Raw genomic sequence first — 14,798 nt, forward strand, 5'->3', positions numbered from 1 at the left:
CTCAGTTCACAGTCCATGCGACAGAGTTGGCGGAGGAGTCAGTGCAACCGGTCGCAGCTGTTGCCGCATCGACTTCACCACTTGTGGAAGTGCCGCCGTTGAGGGCGGTGGACACCTTCTGACCGCGTCCGATCTTCGTGCCCAAGCTCACGCATGCATCCTGTGGCAAGCCGTTTTCCGTAATAGCGAAGGAGTTGCCTACAGAGGTCACCGTTACGGTTCCGCCCCAGGCGTTGTACAGCGCCCCGCCACTGTAGGTCATGTTCGGCAGGCCTTTGATGGCGGCCAGTTGGGGAACCAAGCTGGTTCCAGACGTGCCGTAACCAGTGCTGCCTTTTAGCTTTCGGGTGTTCGCGATCAGCATGCCGATGTTCGATTGCTCGTTGTTCACGTCGGAGCTACCCATCAGGCTTCCGCCGTTATACATCGCGTAACCAACGCCTACGGCAATGACGATAAGTACGAAGATCATCGATAGATCGATAAAGCCAGATTGTGCAGCCCTTGATTGATTGCGACGCATGTTTAAAACCTCTTTGGGTCAGTGTGAAAAGGTCGTGGTGACGTTGGATTGCATGCTGTAGGTGCCGATCAGAACGAGGACCATTAACGAGCCCATGGCCACTGACGAGACCATCAACACACCTTTGGCGTAGAGCTCGACGAGTTTTAGGGAACTGTCGAGCCAACGGTTGCTGAACCGGTGAATCGAATCTGAGAACCCTTGGCGCGTTGCGAGAACGCAAAGAAATTGCACGGCCATCTTGTCCGGAAAGTCGTGGCCGGCGATCTTCAAGGCCACCCCGAAGTTCTTTCCCATGCTGACCCCGTAGCGCGCCGCTGCGAGCCGCTCACGCATCCAGGGAGATGCGTTTTGGGCGAGTGCGTCCAGCGCTTCGATCTGACCGATGTTGGATCGGAGCATGACGGAGATGTTGAGAAGGAATGTGGACCCGTGGAGTGCTTTGTAAATGGACCATGGCGGGATCCGCTCCAGATACACCCGAAGCGGACCTCGAAAATAAGGCAGGGACACCAGAGAGATGACAATGGCCAACAGCACAACAATTAGGGCGATAACCCCCCAGTTATTCACGAAGCTGGAGATCAGGTACAGCACATACGGTGCGCCGCTCCAGCCTTCAGGGTTCGACATACGGGCCATCGCTGGCACCATGCGAGAAGCAATGACATGTAGCAGGTAAGCCATCAAGGCCCACAGTAGCGCTGGATACAGCGTGGTCGAGAGCACGAGGGAGGTGATGCGTTTGCGCGCCTCGATAATGCGTACGCAGTCGCGGAAGGCCTGCTCCAGGTTCCCGGATTTTTCACCGGCCTCGATGATTGATGCCTCTTGCGGGGGCATCCACGTCCTGCAACTGAAGGCGAATGTTTTGCCGTTTCTTACACTCATCAGCATGCCGGAGCAGGCCAGATCGATCGGATGGTTCGAGGTCTTGAACGTCTTGCCTTTGCCGGCAGTGATGGCTTTGTCCCGACCGCCGTAGATCGCTGCGATCTCATCCAGAGCAGTGTCGATATCGACGCCGTTCTCCAGCAGCGCAACCATGCTCTCGTAGAACTGGATGCGTTCTTTTCCACCGAACTGAGTGGAATACCAGGATTCGGCCAGAGAAGACCACACATCGAACAAGCGCGAAATCATTGATCGCGCTCCAGAACGTACTGATCAAAGTCCAGTGGTCCGACGATGGTTTCGGCCATCCGAGGATCGATCTGGCCGGCTGAAACTTTCATCAGCGTATGGGCTGTTTTGGTGATGCCTCCCATCTCCTTGACCCAGTAGTTCCGTGCTTCGCCTGCGCCTTTGAGGCGAAAGATCTGCATGAACTTATGGGTTGGTAGCAGCACCTCGCCCACGGCGGTACGGTCAGTGACCCCCAGCCCTCGGCATGCCGCACATCCATTGCCGACCAGATACACCCGCCGGATGTCTGTGAGCCTCTGCAGTCGGTCGACGAGGTCGACGTCCAGCGTGGCAAGTTGCAGTGTTGCCGGCACACGGCAGCTTTCGCACAGAACTGGCAGCAAGGATTGGTTGATGATCCCGGCCATAAGGGCAGGATCTGTCACAAGGCTTGGATCTACCCCCATATCCTCGAGCCGTTGCAGGGAGCCAACAGCATTGTTGGTATGGAGCGTACTTTTGACCAGGTGACCTGTCATGCCCCCGCGAAATGCTGCCTGAGCCGACGCCAGATCTCGGATCTCGCCGTACATAAGGATGTCCGGATCGAGGCGCATTGAGTTGGTGATAGCGCCGTCCCATGTCTCACTGGCCCCCAGCGGAGACTGGTTGGCCATCAATGGGTATTCGGGCGGATCCTCAACGGTGAGGATGTGTTTTGTACCTCGTGATTCCGCGGAAATCAGATTGATCGTGATTTGCAGAGTTTTGGATTTGCCTGAGCCTGTCGGGCCTGTAACCAGAATGACGCCGTACGGCAAGCTTCTGAACCGCTTCATCAGGCGCACTTGTTCTGGCAAAAAACCAAGCTCTTCAAGCGTCTGTTTGCGCTTGTCGTCAGACAGAAGACGCAAAACCATGAGAGGACCGTCCACCAGCGGCCGGGTCGCGACCCGAGCGCCGAAGAGCCCCAACTGGTCCACGAACGCTCGGCTGACCCGGGCGTCTTGCGGTATCGCTGGCTGATAGTGATCCTTCTGCACATCACACATGGTGTTGTACAACGCCGAGCACAGCTCGATGCCGATCGAGCTTGGAATCTGGGTGTATTCCGTCAGCAGGCCGTGTTCACGGAACAGAATGTGGGTGATCTCGTGCCCGACTACGAAGTGGACGTCACTGGCGTTCCTCTCATGTGCATGGCCCATGATCTTGATCACGGCTTGCTGTCTTTGGGTTTTGCTCATGTCGCTGACGGTTAGGTCGTCGGTATCAGTGTTAGCCTGATACAAGGCCTTCACGTCACTCATGGTGACGCTCTGAATCTGGTACTCGAATCCAGCGCGTTCCAGGCGATCCATGAATGCCATGACGTAGTGGTCATTCACGTGGTGAGCAGAGATGAAAAGTTTGCCGGATGCCGTCAGAGCACAGAGCTGACGCAGTTCCGGGGTAATCTCCCAAGGTCCGCCGGCAGTTGTCAGGAGACGATCTGTTTCAACCACGTTAAGCGTCGGGAATTCGATAACGCTTGCTGGTACTTCTTCACGTTGAAGCTGGCTCGCAGTATTCATTTCGTCCCCTCACTGTTGCGGGGCATGGTTTGAAAAACCGAGCGGGAACAGCTTCCCGTCTCGGCTCAGGACCACACCATCAACACTCACACTCGCAAGCTTGAATCCACCGGGTAGTGACGCGCCGATGGTCTGTGCCTCAACTTCGTAGCCGCTGCTGTACAGCAAAGTTGCTTGAGGGGCACGGCTCGATCCGGAGATGAGCGATACGACCGGCAAGCCCTCAGTGCGAGGCTGACTGCCCGGATCGGGCGCAGGTCGAGTTGATTGTTGATAGGGCACGGAGGCGACGGTAGACACGGGTTGGGGGGCCGAGCTTTCAATCGAATTGAGCGCCTTGGCTCTTTCAGCCTGTGCCTTGAACAGGATGGTTTCGCTCTGAACCTGGGAGAGTTGGCCGACATTCACCACGTGCATACCAGCCTCACCTGCAGCTGTGCCAAGACCCGGCATGACGAATGCGCCGAAGGCTGTGATCAACAAAAGGCTATTTCGCATACAGGTCTCCAGTGACGGTCCAATTCAGTTGGTCGTTCTGTAACGTGGTCTCGATCCCGCGTATTCGCAGTCCGATATCGGGCACCCCGTGCAACGCGATGGCGGGAGGTAGTTGGCTGGTGTACTTCACATCGAAGTGCCTCCAGTCAGGGGTCGCCATGGGCGCAGGTCCTGGCTGGCCGGGTAAGGCCGTCACCTGAGGGGCTTTGTCCGCAAGTTCGGTGAAGGTTGGTGTAAGTTTTTGGATGTGAAGCCAGGACCTGAGTTGGCTGAGCGCTGTTGTGGAGTCCTGGAGAGGTCCATCTCCTGCTAATGAGAAACTCAGCTTGATCTGGCCGATAGCGCTGTTTCCGTCTGCGGTAAAGATCGGAGCTTCCAAAAAATAGCCTTCCGTTGCACGCAGGAAATCTTCAGATGTAGCGGTCTCGCCTCGAGTGAATGTCGCAGTGACGGTTTCGCCTTCGCACTTTGCGCTCGCGAATGGCCAGCCAGTGATGCTCAGTGCCAGGTGATCAATTGCCCCACTGCAGGTCTCGATAAATTCGTGAGCAGGCGGCAACTTCGCCCAAGGATGTTCGAGAGCTTGAATTGTCTGCTGCTGTTGAGTCTGCTTATTGAGCGCTTCCAGTGCTGCCTGTCGCTGTTTTTCAGCCGCTATCGCTGCTTCCTGTGCCAAGCGAGCCTTGTGCGCGCTCCACTGCTGCCAACCGATCAGACATAGAGTCAGCACTCCGCATAGTGCGCCCAGGCGCATCAATTCATGTGAAGAGAGTCCGAATGCAAGAGTGCTGAGTTGGTATTCGCGTTTGAGGTTTGCTGGAGACAGCAACTCCTCGATGTTGAGGTGTTGCGCTTCTGGATCAAATTCGACCGGCAAATAGGTCCGGTCAAATTTCATTTGCCGGCTCATCAACTGGCCGACCTTACGCTTGACCTCTTCTGCTGTTCCTACCAAGTCGTAGCCCGGTATCACAGCGCCTTCAAACACCGCAACAAGCGCAAACCTTTCCTCATCTGTATTGAGCTTCCATGCGGCAAACCAGGACGACCCTAGCTGCCCTGCCAGCGTTGCAGCCAGCGAGTACATGCCTTTGACGGCACCTGCGCTGCGAGCGACAAATCCTGCTTGGATAATCGACTCAGTGTGCCGGATGGCCACGATGTCCATCTTTTCCTGGCGTCCGAACTGGCGCGCCTCGCGCATGTAGCCGTTCAGGCTACCCAAGGGGTGCCAGAAGAGCCCGGTCACGAATGATTTGCCGTGGTAGGTCAGAATCTGGACGGATTTGTTGGGTGGAGTGATTGGAATGGCCATCTGTCACGCAACCCAATCCGGTTTTATCCGCTCGAGGCAGGCGAACCCGTCAAAGAGACGCTCGTTTGATGCATCTCCCAAGAGGATTGGAGTGATCAGAACCACCAGCACGCTGTGCTCGGTGTCTCTGGTCTTTGCACCACCAAGACCCATGAATCCGGCGTCACCGACACCCTGCTTCAGAGTGTTCTCGCTCATCTCATCAAAACCCGAAAGAATCAGCGTCTGCCCGCTTCGCAGCTTCACTTTGGGGCTGAGGCTTTTAGCGTCGTACTGAGGTACTTGGGCACTAGAACCGTCTTTGCTCTCGAACGTCTTGATATCGGGTTTGGAGCTCATGTTGATATCGATCTTCACGAGCATTTCGTTCTCGTTCATGACGCGTGGAAGAAGCGTCATGTTGAAACCCGACGTTATCGTTGCAGGCGTTTGTGATGTGCTGGAGCCCACTTGTGCGGTGTTGGTGGTCGTCGTTGCAGCGATATAGCCCTGAACATTACCGATCTGGATGGGCGCAGGCTGCAAATTGAGGGTGGTGACGGATGGCGTCCTGACATTCGACACGCGGCCCTGCTCAGACAGTGCCTGAATGATTGCTTTCGAACCTGCGAACGCGGAATTGGCAGTGTCAACGATGCCGACAGACCCACTGATCGCGCTGGAACTGATCCCTGCAACCGAGTTGGAAAGCGACAATCCCCATTTGTTTGAAAGCGACTTGTAGACAGCCGACCAGTTGAGTGCCAGGTCGTCTCTGTCGGAAAGCGTGACTTCAAGTACCGTGACGTTGAACAACACTTGTTGCGTGATGGCGTGATTGGTCGAGTTGACGTAATCGTCGATACGGGCCAGCACTTCGGGGCGGTCTGTTACCGTGATTGTTCCCGTTGACGGGGACAGGAACATTCGACCTGGGGGGGACACGCTGAGCATTGCGCGTACGCTTTTCTCGATGTCCGCCATTATCGAGGACTCCAATACGCTCTTGGTGCTCTGGTTACTCCCGGACTGGCCTGAAACGCCGGAGCCAGATCCTGATGATCCGGAGCTCGAATTGCTCGAGTCTCCTCCGGAACTGCCGCTTGTCCCAGAGCCTGTACCGGAGGATGTGTTCATCCCCGATCGCACGGTGCTTTCAATCGTCTGCTTGTCACCAAATGCGTACACGTCGAAGACTTTGGTATCGAAGTAGTTCACGCGGATCGCGTGTTCCGCCGCGGAAAACTGCCATGAAAGCCCCAGTCGGGCTGTACCTAAATCCAGCAGGCCGGAGGCCTTGCCGGTGTATTTGATCCCGCTGATAAGGCTACCGGAGCTCGTGCTTGGCGCGTCGAGGCTTTGTGGGCTGTATGTGCCTGACGGCCCTGGGCCACTGATGATTCCTGCGGGCATCAGCCCTGCGAGGCTATCCGGATTGCCGGAGCCCGGAGCACTGCTATTGGCTGCACCAGAAGCCTGGGCCATCAACAGGCGAGGGTTGACGGCTTCAGGGGACACCAGAACGTTGATGCCACATTGCTTGGTAATGTACTGAGCGATGTCGTTGATGCCGACGCTGGTGGCTGGCCGATAGACCAGGTCACAGTCCAGTGCGATCGGCAAACCTCGTTTGGCAACGATAGGTTGGGTCGAAACCCACGGTTTGTCGCTGAACACGACTGTGTCCCGAGGCGGAGTCTGCTGTTGGTTACGAACGATTGCTGCATAGTCAGACGCTCGATCAGCTGCATTCTCAGCCCGTTGAGCCGAGTCGTTGACTCGTTGCACCGAGCAACTGGTGACCAGCATCAGGACCAGTGACAGGCCCCCAAACTTCAGGAGCGCTGTCATAGCTTTTTCCTCTCGGATACGTGAACGATCCTCTGCGAAGTGTTGCCGTCGACTGCGAATGATCGGCGGGCACCGTCGTACAGAGGAAAAATTTGGGAAATGGCTTCAGCGAAGCTGCCACGAAAATGCAGGGCTGCTTCAATCGGGTAATCCAGATCTGGCTGTGCCCAGATCAGTTGCCAATCAGCTTTCTTCGCCCAAGCTTCCACTGTCTGGCGCAACGTGCTTCCGACAGCTGCATCCCACGTTTCGGCTGGTGCTTCCTGGGGCTGAGCTGGTTGAACGACGACAGGAGCTGCATTTTGAGCCAGGCGAGCTGATTCGATTGCGGGCGTTCGGGTCGCTGGTTGCGAAACGACGGCGGCGGCCGGTGCTGGGCGTGTTGTAGCGGCCGGCTGAGTCACATTTGCAGATGCCAGTGGAGATGGCCGATCCTTGGCCACAGCACTGGGGAGGTGCTCTTGTGGGCTCTGCTTCGCCGGAGAAGCGGGCAACTTGCTTGCGGCTACCGCGACGGGTGTCGCACTCGTAATCGGAGGTTGCACGGTGGTTGCAGCCACTGTAACAGCCGCTGTCGTCGGAGGGACTGACACGACAGCTACGCTGCTGACATCATGATCAGTGGCTTTAGGAGCGTTCACCGCGATAGGCGTGGTCTGTGGCGGTGGGGGCTTCGGATAATCAGGCACCTGATACCCCGCCCGTAACACGAAACAGACCTGGCGGGTGACTTCATTGACTTTGACTTGCCACGCAGGCCCTGCCAGCACTTGCAGGGTATTGCGCAATGTCATGGGCCCAAGCTTGTACTGAGCGGCGGGCAAGGGCCGGGTGTAGAGAATGCTCACATGCTCGGTGCTGTCAGGGCACAGAGAGTAGCCAGAACGGTCCACCACGTATTGCATAGCGTCATGCACTTGTGGGTGCATATTCCCCGGGATGTTCACATCAATGATCTGGGCCATCAGATCACGCTGTTCGTTTTCTGGTGCCGTGTTCACAAGCGTGTATCGCCCGTAACGCACGTTGGCATTGTCCTCAGGCTTTGAGCCGTTTGGGTACAAATCAGGTGATAGGATCTCGGGGTTACGACTGCTATCGATAGCAGGTTTGATCGGTTTGACCTCCTGCTGCATGCAGCCAGCGACCAGCGCGAGCATGGAAAGTGTTGTCAGCTGCCTGATCATGTATGGCATGGCCCCATTTCGTGATGGGATCACGGTGCCAGCACATGGCTCACAAATCAGCGGCAAACCCTTATCAGTTTGGCTGGGGTTTGCGCTGCACCTGGCTCAAACCCAAGTCAGATAATGGCAGCGAGCGCTTCCCTGCTGGCTGCTATCGGATCGGGCTCGATCAGATCCTGAGCCAGCGATCGTTTGCTTTGCAGCATCTGCCAGAGCTGCTGGTCGATAGAATCCTCAACCAGTGGAATCTTGACGAAGACAGCGCGTAATTGACCGTTCCTGAATGCCCGGTCCTCGGCTTGATCTTGCAGACCAGGAGTCCACGGCAGTCCGAGAAAAAATACGTAATTTGCCGCCGTGAGATTGTTGCCCGTACCAGCGGCTGATGTGGTTCCGATGAAAAAGCGCACATCAGGATCCTGCTGAAACCGGTCAATCGATTTTTGACGCTTCTTGGGTGTGTCACTCCCCACCAACGTCACGCATTCAAGGCCTGCTGCCGAGAGGCGATCGTCGAGTTCGAATACTGTTTCCTTGTGTTCGCAAAACAGGATGGCTTTGTCCTCGACGTCCAGCTCTGAAATCAAATCCACGATGACTCGGACTTTGATCCGCTCCAGCATCTGACGTAGTGCCCCGAGCCGTGCGAACGTGTGTCGATCGCTGCGCAAAATCTCGTTGTATTCCTTGCGCTCATCAGTTGTCAGCACCACCGAGACGGTTTGCCGCTGCTTACCCTTGAGGTTGGGCAGTACGTCTTTGCGACGACGCATCATCCAATCGGAAATTTGGGAACGTAGCGTCTGGCGAAAATCGGGGTTACCGGCAAATCGCTCACAAAATTCACGCAGCGGGAGTTGGCCTATCGGATGCCCTGAAAGCCGCAGCAGCGTGTGTAGCTCCGACTCCCGGTTCAGCACCGGCGTGCCTGTCAGCAAGTATCGATTCGGCACATTTGCCGCGATGTCGAATCCGTGGCGTGTCCATGCTGCGGTTGGTTCTTTAAGCCTGTGTGCTTCGTCGACGATCATCACAGCAAAATGGCTTCCGAACTGAACGAAATCTCCGAGTCTTTCGTAGTTGACTATGACCCACTGACAACCCGGATCATGTTTTTGCAGCGCGATAAGCGCGTCTGGGAAAACAGTTTGAATTTCGCGTTGCCAGTTGATGATCAGGCTCGTGAGCACGATCACCAAAATCGGTTTTCCTTGCGCTCGAATGGCAGCCGCAATGATCGCTTGCCGGGTTTTGCCCAAGCCCATGTCGTCTGCGAGTAGTGCGCTTGTGCGCTGTAGCAGGTGTCGGATACCTGCTGGCTGATGCTCCATCAGCGAATGTTGTTGCAGCGCGTGATCAATGAATTCCTCCGTGAGTTCAGTTAGGCGAATTGAGGGTATGGACGCCAGATAGACGTCAGCTTCACCGTCGTTTGATTCCGATTTTGGGCCTGCTTCTGGCGCCTGGCCGCCCAGCTGCATTCTCACGACGTCAGATGCTTGAGCGATGGAACCGTCGCTTAAAAGCTCTTGAAGCGTATCCAGTAGCTCGAACTGGTCTTCGGTCATGCCAATCTCGAGAATCAGATTGCTGCGCACAACCTCTGGTGACGCATGGATGCGCCATGAACGGCTCGCAGTGAGGTAAGTCCCCCGCATACGTTTGGAGACGGCCACAGAGCCTGGATGAAAGTCTCCTGACAGCAGCACGCCACCTTCAACGAGCGGCGCCAGTCTGAGTTTCATCCCCCAAACGAATGCACTGCGATCCACCTCTCCTTGAGCTTTCTCAATCTTCTCTCTGAAGGTTGGCCAACTCTCGGTGAATTTGCCGTCAGCAAGTTCGACCAGTTCGCTGAACAGGACATCCAGATCATCCAGCAGCTTGGTAGCTGGTACCCGCCAAAACTGAACCAGCGGGTGGTCTGCTCTGCGGATAAAAAAGCCACCCCGTCGAAGCAATAATCGGTTTGCACCCTCCACGTAACTCAATGAGAGTCCGAAGTCGTAGCCGTCGAACACTACCTTGCGCAACAGTGCTGGACGCCGATTCATCAAGCGTGGCTGGGCCATTTAGCAACCCCGCTTCATGTAGTCGTCGATCCACTTCGCGACGGCTTGCGAGTGCCTGATGCTGTCCGTTGCGTCGGCGTAGCGCTTCATCGTTTGGGTCTGATCGGGCCATTGGAGGTTGACTGGGATCCGGCCGGCTTGGACCTGCATGATGAACCAGTCATAAGCTCTACTCTCTGCAGAAGCCGAGTTTGGAATGGCGTTACGCAACCCCCGGATCTGCTCTGTCACGAGATGCCTGACGGACCACGGGATGTCGTTTTTTTCATTGGGGCGTCTTTCAAGAACCACTTCAACCGAAGCGAGCGGTCGGCCTTGGTCGCGCACGGATAGCAATCGGCAGAGTCCCTTGTAGCCCCTGAAGTCGTAGGTATCGATGCAGTGGTGCAGTGTCCTGCTTTCTACTGTGAGATCGGCGGGGCAGTTGAGCTCTACGATTTCAAGGCCCTCGGGAGTGGTGATCGCACCTTGTTGGAGCAAGCCTGGCCACTGAGTTTGTGAATCGGAATCAGACAGTGGATTCGCCTTCTCGAAATCTTCGCGGATCTGGGCCAGTGCCTGGTGGAAGGAATCCACGAGACTGGCGATTTCATTGCCTGTCAGTGATGAAATAAACGCCTTAAATCTGGCTGAGGTCGCCATGAGGTCGGGGTGCTCACCTCGGTTGAGATTGGTGAACAGCTCTTTGATATCCTGGATGCTCGCCCTGTGCGCAGGCCAAGACGGATGTGCCCAGTCGGTAGGCCAGCCTTTGATCATGCGATTCATGTCGCGTAGAGCTGACCGTGCTTCCCATGGAATTGACTCGTAAAGGTACGAGAACGACTGCCATTGCTTCTTGGTGCATGGCCGGCGGTTTCCTAGCTGAGCGCCTGTTACCAGCATGTGCCAGCCACTGTTGAAGCCTTCGAGCTTGAATCGAGTGAGAGCACTGCCTGTGTCATATACGCGCTGTTGGCCCAGGTATCGAATCGCACTAACCGGCGTCTCCAGCATCCACGCGAGTACATCAGTCAATGGAAGCCCCGCATCTACTATCCGACCGAGAAGGTGGAAACCGTCCATGTTGTATTGGTGTTCATAGGGCCTTTTGAGATACGCGATATGCTTCTGTAGCCCGTCCGGGAGGGGATTGCGGGACACATAGCATCCTTGTGGCAGTTCCTCAGATAACACGATCAGAGGCACCAGTACCGGCTGCGCTTTCAGTGCCTGCAATCGACGGAGCGTGTTGCCTGTTGCGAGCCAGTTGTAGAGTTGTGGTGATGGACACTGCACTGATCTGATCGCGTGAAGTAGCCCCTGATCCAGAACGCTGCAGAACCGCTTTAGAGTTCCGCCCATATGCGAGAGATAGAACCTCATGCGCGGGCCAAAAAAGCGATTGTTACGGCCCTCCCTCGATACGGTGTAAGAAAGCCCGAAAGATCCAAGGTCTTTCATGGCTTCTTGTAACGCATACCCTCTAGCCTTTTCGCAAAAGGTAGTGAGTAGCGCAGATTTGCCAGTCCATCGATCCAGCTCAAGTCGCCTAAGGAGCTTGCCTGCGGCGTCAGGGGTTGGAGGTCGGTTGGGCACTCTGTGGGAGCGGTCGCTTATGCGAGCATGGATCACTTTCCCGTCGAAGTACTGCACGAGGTCTCCGAATCGGAGCAGTGCGGGCGTTCCTTCATTGGTGTCATTCAATTGGACACACCAGATCCGACGACTGGTGATGCTGGTCAGGTACTCGACCATAAATCTGGTACGTTGTAGCCCACTGAGGCTGAAGTGCGTGGCCCATGTCCCAGCGACCGCTTGCTGACGCTCGGAGAATTTGGTGAGTTTGTACAGGAGTGGGGTGGCCTCGGCCATCTCCAGTAGTGGCGCGTTCATCGACGATCAGGCTCTTACGGACACAGAGCCCAAATTCTCAAGTCACACGCGGTAGATTCCACCGTAAACCGTAACTACCATTGTCTTGAGTTGCGCAGACGGCGCTTCAGATGCCCAGATCAAGCTCAAGCTGTTGCTCCTGGGCAAACCCCTTTAGCCACGATGCGCGCATCGCTGCATGGTTGTAGGGACAAGAATGGATAGGGAAGCCGTCCCGCGCCGCTTTTGCGCCAAGGGCTCTCACACTGGCATGAGCGTTATTGAGTTGGCGTCGGTCGGTCTTCATATCCGAAGTTTTTGTCACTGCGAGAGATTCCGAATAGCGAGATTGTTTACTCGACATTTTCACGCTTTGGCGCGATTTTTTCGGCGATTTTATCGGTGAATTCTGGTCTTTTGAGCGACTGAGTGCCGAAGAAGAGTACCGTTTTTTTCAACAACTTCACGTATGGGCGCGTTTTTTGAAGCCCGGACCTACAGCAGTTCAGAGATCGTTGCGACCTCACTGCGCGCCTCGTCGGCATCCCAAATTTCAAGCCTTGACTCAAGGTGTTCGGAAAGCGTGATGTGATCGATTGGTGATTGGCCGGTTATCTGACCGCCGTTGGTGACAACCGAACGGATGACTCCGTTTGAAAGCGCTGCTCTTGCCGCCTCCGATACCGGCATGCGGATCACATACGTCATGAATTTGCTCATTGCTGTTCTCCACATATTGGAGTTTTCCCGGGCCAGGGGATTGACGCTGAAAATTTTTTTAGCCCGGGAGAGTCACGCTGAGGGGCGATTTTTTTTATCCTGATTCACACCGGGATGTCTTCGTCGAACTCCACGACGTAGTCGCTCGCTGCATGCAGTGGTGGCTGTGATTGATTGGAGGCTTGGGAGTTCTGTGACGGTGTCATTGTCACCGCGGACACCCGATGCGGGAGAATCGCGATACGACTGGCCTGAACTTTCATGGCAGACATTTCATCACCGTCTTTGATCCATGAATCCATCACGGCTCGGCCTTGGATCATTACCCGCATGCCTTTCTGATACAGCTTGCTGTAGCGCTCTGCATCTTGATGCCACCACTCAACGTTGGCCCAAAATCCGCCACGATCTTCGAAACCTGAGCCGTCGCCTTTCGGGATCGAGTTGTCGAAGTAGACGTTGAGCCGGAGCAGCCGTCGTGGGTCTTTGTTGCCGTTTGCGAACTCTTTGAACTCAGGTGCTGAGCCGATGTTGCCTTCCCATTCTACTGCTGTGCCCATATCAGGCCTCCTTCGGGTGATGCGGCGACTCGCCGCAGGAATTTGAAATCTGGTCCAGCCGTTGTGCGTACACGGCATCGGCCTGGGCCATTTTTTCAGCGCATTCAGTGGCCTGTCGGCCAATGGTGTGGACCAGGCTGATTTGCATGTTTAAGGCGATGCGTTGGAGCTCCATCTGGTGCAGGTCATGGAGTAAGAAGTCGGGAGTCTTTGACGCTTGAAAGATGTTCGTCCACACGCCCACGCCCATCATTCGTGTACCTGTGTCCTGCCAGCGCAAGAACACTGTTCCGGAGGCTGCGCGTTGAAGCGTCATACGCACGGGCAAAAGAGTGAACGGGTAACGGTTGGCCTGGGCATGGATGTTTTCCTGGGCCAGCGCATTCAATGCTGTTTCAAGAGAGCGGCACTGTTCGGCCAACTGGAGCATTCCCCCCTTACCTTTAAAAGGTTTCAAAAGGCCTTTTAGGGAGGGTGCGTGTTGCAAGCTGATGAAGGCCTCGTGTTGCAGCGGTTCGAAGGCGCTGTGTTGCTGGCCCGCTGGAGCTGATGTGTGAGAACTGGAGGTACTCATTGATCAGCCGCGCCGCTCTGCCATGGCTCATCTTCATCGTCATGCGCATCGCTGCTTTCATAGTCGTCGTCAGCCCCGAGCAGGCTGGTCAGCGACGACGGACGATTGATCTGAGGTGCGAATGCGGCCCGTCGTGTTCCTTCCAATATGTCTTGTGGGAGATCGCCGGCAAACGCGTACATCTCCCGTGCATTCTGAGCACGGGCATTATTTGCTGCAAAGTCATCACGACTGGCACCTGAAAAGCCTTTGTACTTTTGGGCCAGTCCGTAGAGGCGACGGAGAATTGCAGCACCCTCGTCAAGCCACTGCCCCTTGGAATGGTTGTCGATCATGCCTACGTGACCAGCGAGTAGCACGCGGCGGACGAGCTCGTCATATGCGGTCAGAAGGTAGATGCCCTGAAACGCGAGAGGGCTGGTGAGAAACAGATCGAACTTGGCTGGTTGCACCGATAGGTTTTCCCCCACCGACAGCATCTTGGGTAATGCCGCCATGACCTGATCCAGGCGTTGATCGATGGCGGCCATTTCTTCTTTGGACTGGGCCAGCTTCTCCTCGATCATGATCATGAACCAGTCTGAATAAGGATCGTCCTGAGCAGCTCCACGAGTGATGCGGCCGAGGAGGTTGGAGAACCCACTCATGCCGATCATCCCGGGTTTGTCATCGGTGCGCTGCCGGCCAAACCAGAGTCGCGAAGCATGGTGTGTATGAAGAGTCAGGTTGACGCTGCTACGCAGTGAACCGAGGTTTACCTGAAAGTTGTCAGCCATGCTGAGCGCTTCCTCTATATAGGTGTATGGGCTTGGCAAGACTGCCGGACCGGTTTTGCTACTTCAGTAGAAAACCGTTTCTATGTCCGGATGGTTTGAAACCCGAGAAGTAGAGGAGGGGTCATGAGTGGTCGAGCTCTGGATGGCTTGGGTGAGTCCGTGTCGGAAGTGATTCCCGGGGAATCACCTC

Annotated in this window: 14 protein-coding genes; all 14 read right to left on the bottom strand. The window is 55.7% G+C overall.

All coding sequences use genetic code 11. The features are described 5' to 3' along the window. Position 1: 1 nt before the first annotated feature. Positions 2–523: a type 4 pilus major pilin gene (locus tag ACIQAL_RS22210; protein ID WP_401149547.1), complete on the bottom strand. Its 522-nt coding sequence runs from the start codon at positions 521–523 to the stop codon at positions 2–4. An 18-nt stretch (positions 524–541) separates the two neighbouring features. Further along, entirely contained in the window at positions 542–1,666 is a 1,125-nt protein-coding gene (locus ACIQAL_RS22215; protein WP_401149549.1) for a type II secretion system F family protein, read from the bottom strand. Beyond that, positions 1,663–3,222, bottom strand: coding sequence for a GspE/PulE family protein (locus tag ACIQAL_RS22220; RefSeq protein WP_401149551.1), 1,560 nt, complete (start codon positions 3,220–3,222; stop codon positions 1,663–1,665). Before ACIQAL_RS22220 ends, ACIQAL_RS22215 begins: the two co-directional genes overlap by 4 nt. 9 nt (positions 3,223–3,231) lie before the next feature. Further along, entirely contained in the window at positions 3,232–3,720 is a 489-nt protein-coding gene (gene pilP, locus ACIQAL_RS22225) for a type IV pilus biogenesis protein PilP (protein WP_401149553.1), read from the bottom strand. Then, positions 3,710–5,035 carry a type 4b pilus protein PilO2 gene (gene pilO2, locus ACIQAL_RS22230; protein ID WP_401149556.1) on the bottom strand — a complete coding sequence of 442 codons (1,326 nt, stop codon included), beginning with the start codon at positions 5,033–5,035 and terminating at the stop codon, positions 3,710–3,712. Before pilO2 ends, pilP begins: the two co-directional genes overlap by 11 nt. A 3-nt stretch (positions 5,036–5,038) precedes the next feature. Beyond that, positions 5,039–6,865: a PilN family type IVB pilus formation outer membrane protein gene (locus ACIQAL_RS22235; protein ID WP_401149559.1), complete on the bottom strand. Its 1,827-nt coding sequence runs from the start codon at positions 6,863–6,865 to the stop codon at positions 5,039–5,041. Beyond that, positions 6,862–8,052, bottom strand: a complete 1,191-nt coding sequence (locus ACIQAL_RS22240; protein ID WP_401149813.1) for a TcpQ domain-containing protein — start codon at positions 8,050–8,052, stop codon at positions 6,862–6,864. The genes ACIQAL_RS22235 and ACIQAL_RS22240 overlap by 4 nt, the downstream gene beginning before the upstream one ends. 116 nt (positions 8,053–8,168) lie before the next feature. Beyond that, positions 8,169–10,124 carry a DEAD/DEAH box helicase gene (locus tag ACIQAL_RS22245; RefSeq protein ID WP_401149561.1) on the bottom strand — a complete coding sequence of 652 codons (1,956 nt, stop codon included), beginning with the start codon at positions 10,122–10,124 and terminating at the stop codon, positions 8,169–8,171. Further along, positions 10,125–11,999, bottom strand: a complete 1,875-nt coding sequence (locus ACIQAL_RS22250) for a PcfJ domain-containing protein (RefSeq protein WP_401149564.1) — start codon at positions 11,997–11,999, stop codon at positions 10,125–10,127. 106 nt (positions 12,000–12,105) lie between these two features. Next, positions 12,106–12,285, bottom strand: coding sequence for a CrpP family ICE-associated protein (locus tag ACIQAL_RS22255; protein WP_401149814.1), 180 nt, complete (start codon positions 12,283–12,285; stop codon positions 12,106–12,108). Between the two features lie 188 nt (positions 12,286–12,473). Then, complete coding sequence (locus tag ACIQAL_RS22260) at positions 12,474–12,698, bottom strand: hypothetical protein (RefSeq protein WP_401149567.1); 225 nt, start codon at positions 12,696–12,698, stop codon at positions 12,474–12,476. 104 nt (positions 12,699–12,802) lie between these two features. Continuing rightward, on the bottom strand, positions 12,803–13,258 hold the full coding sequence (locus ACIQAL_RS22265) for a single-stranded DNA-binding protein (RefSeq protein WP_401149569.1): 456 nt from the start codon (positions 13,256–13,258) through the stop codon (positions 12,803–12,805). Between the two features lies 1 nt (position 13,259). Beyond that, positions 13,260–13,832: a DUF3158 family protein gene (locus tag ACIQAL_RS22270; RefSeq protein WP_401149571.1), complete on the bottom strand. Its 573-nt coding sequence runs from the start codon at positions 13,830–13,832 to the stop codon at positions 13,260–13,262. Further along, the gene (locus ACIQAL_RS22275) at positions 13,829–14,608 is read right to left on the bottom strand and encodes a PFL_4669 family integrating conjugative element protein (RefSeq protein WP_401149573.1); all 780 of its coding nucleotides are present in this window, start codon (positions 14,606–14,608) and stop codon (positions 13,829–13,831) included. Before ACIQAL_RS22275 ends, ACIQAL_RS22270 begins: the two co-directional genes overlap by 4 nt. Between the last annotated feature and the right edge of the window lie 190 nt (positions 14,609–14,798).

The sequence above is a fragment of the Pseudomonas sp. NPDC088368 genome (assembly GCF_044753445.1).
GTDB lineage: Bacteria > Pseudomonadota > Gammaproteobacteria > Pseudomonadales > Pseudomonadaceae > Aquipseudomonas > Aquipseudomonas bambusae.

Bases quoted from the DNA above. Each gene is read 5' to 3' on its own strand.
- ACIQAL_RS22210 (WP_401149547.1), bottom strand. From the start codon at position 523: ATGCGTCGCAATCAATCAAGGGCTGCACAATCTGGCTTTATCGATCTA.
- ACIQAL_RS22215 (WP_401149549.1), bottom strand. From the start codon at position 1,666: ATGATTTCGCGCTTGTTCGATGTGTGGTCTTCTCTGGCCGAATCCTGG.
- ACIQAL_RS22220 (WP_401149551.1), bottom strand. From the start codon at position 3,222: ATGAATACTGCGAGCCAGCTTCAACGTGAAGAAGTACCAGCAAGCGTT.
- pilP (WP_401149553.1), bottom strand. From the start codon at position 3,720: ATGCGAAATAGCCTTTTGTTGATCACAGCCTTCGGCGCATTCGTCATG.
- pilO2 (WP_401149556.1), bottom strand. From the start codon at position 5,035: ATGGCCATTCCAATCACTCCACCCAACAAATCCGTCCAGATTCTGACC.
- ACIQAL_RS22235 (WP_401149559.1), bottom strand. From the start codon at position 6,865: ATGACAGCGCTCCTGAAGTTTGGGGGCCTGTCACTGGTCCTGATGCTG.
- ACIQAL_RS22240 (WP_401149813.1), bottom strand. From the start codon at position 8,052: ATGATCAGGCAGCTGACAACACTTTCCATGCTCGCGCTGGTCGCTGGC.
- ACIQAL_RS22245 (WP_401149561.1), bottom strand. From the start codon at position 10,124: ATGGCCCAGCCACGCTTGATGAATCGGCGTCCAGCACTGTTGCGCAAG.
- ACIQAL_RS22250 (WP_401149564.1), bottom strand. From the start codon at position 11,999: ATGAACGCGCCACTACTGGAGATGGCCGAGGCCACCCCACTCCTGTAC.
- ACIQAL_RS22255 (WP_401149814.1), bottom strand. From the start codon at position 12,285: ATGAAGACCGACCGACGCCAACTCAATAACGCTCATGCCAGTGTGAGA.
- ACIQAL_RS22260 (WP_401149567.1), bottom strand. From the start codon at position 12,698: ATGAGCAAATTCATGACGTATGTGATCCGCATGCCGGTATCGGAGGCG.
- ACIQAL_RS22265 (WP_401149569.1), bottom strand. From the start codon at position 13,258: ATGGGCACAGCAGTAGAATGGGAAGGCAACATCGGCTCAGCACCTGAG.
- ACIQAL_RS22270 (WP_401149571.1), bottom strand. From the start codon at position 13,832: ATGAGTACCTCCAGTTCTCACACATCAGCTCCAGCGGGCCAGCAACAC.
- ACIQAL_RS22275 (WP_401149573.1), bottom strand. From the start codon at position 14,608: ATGGCTGACAACTTTCAGGTAAACCTCGGTTCACTGCGTAGCAGCGTC.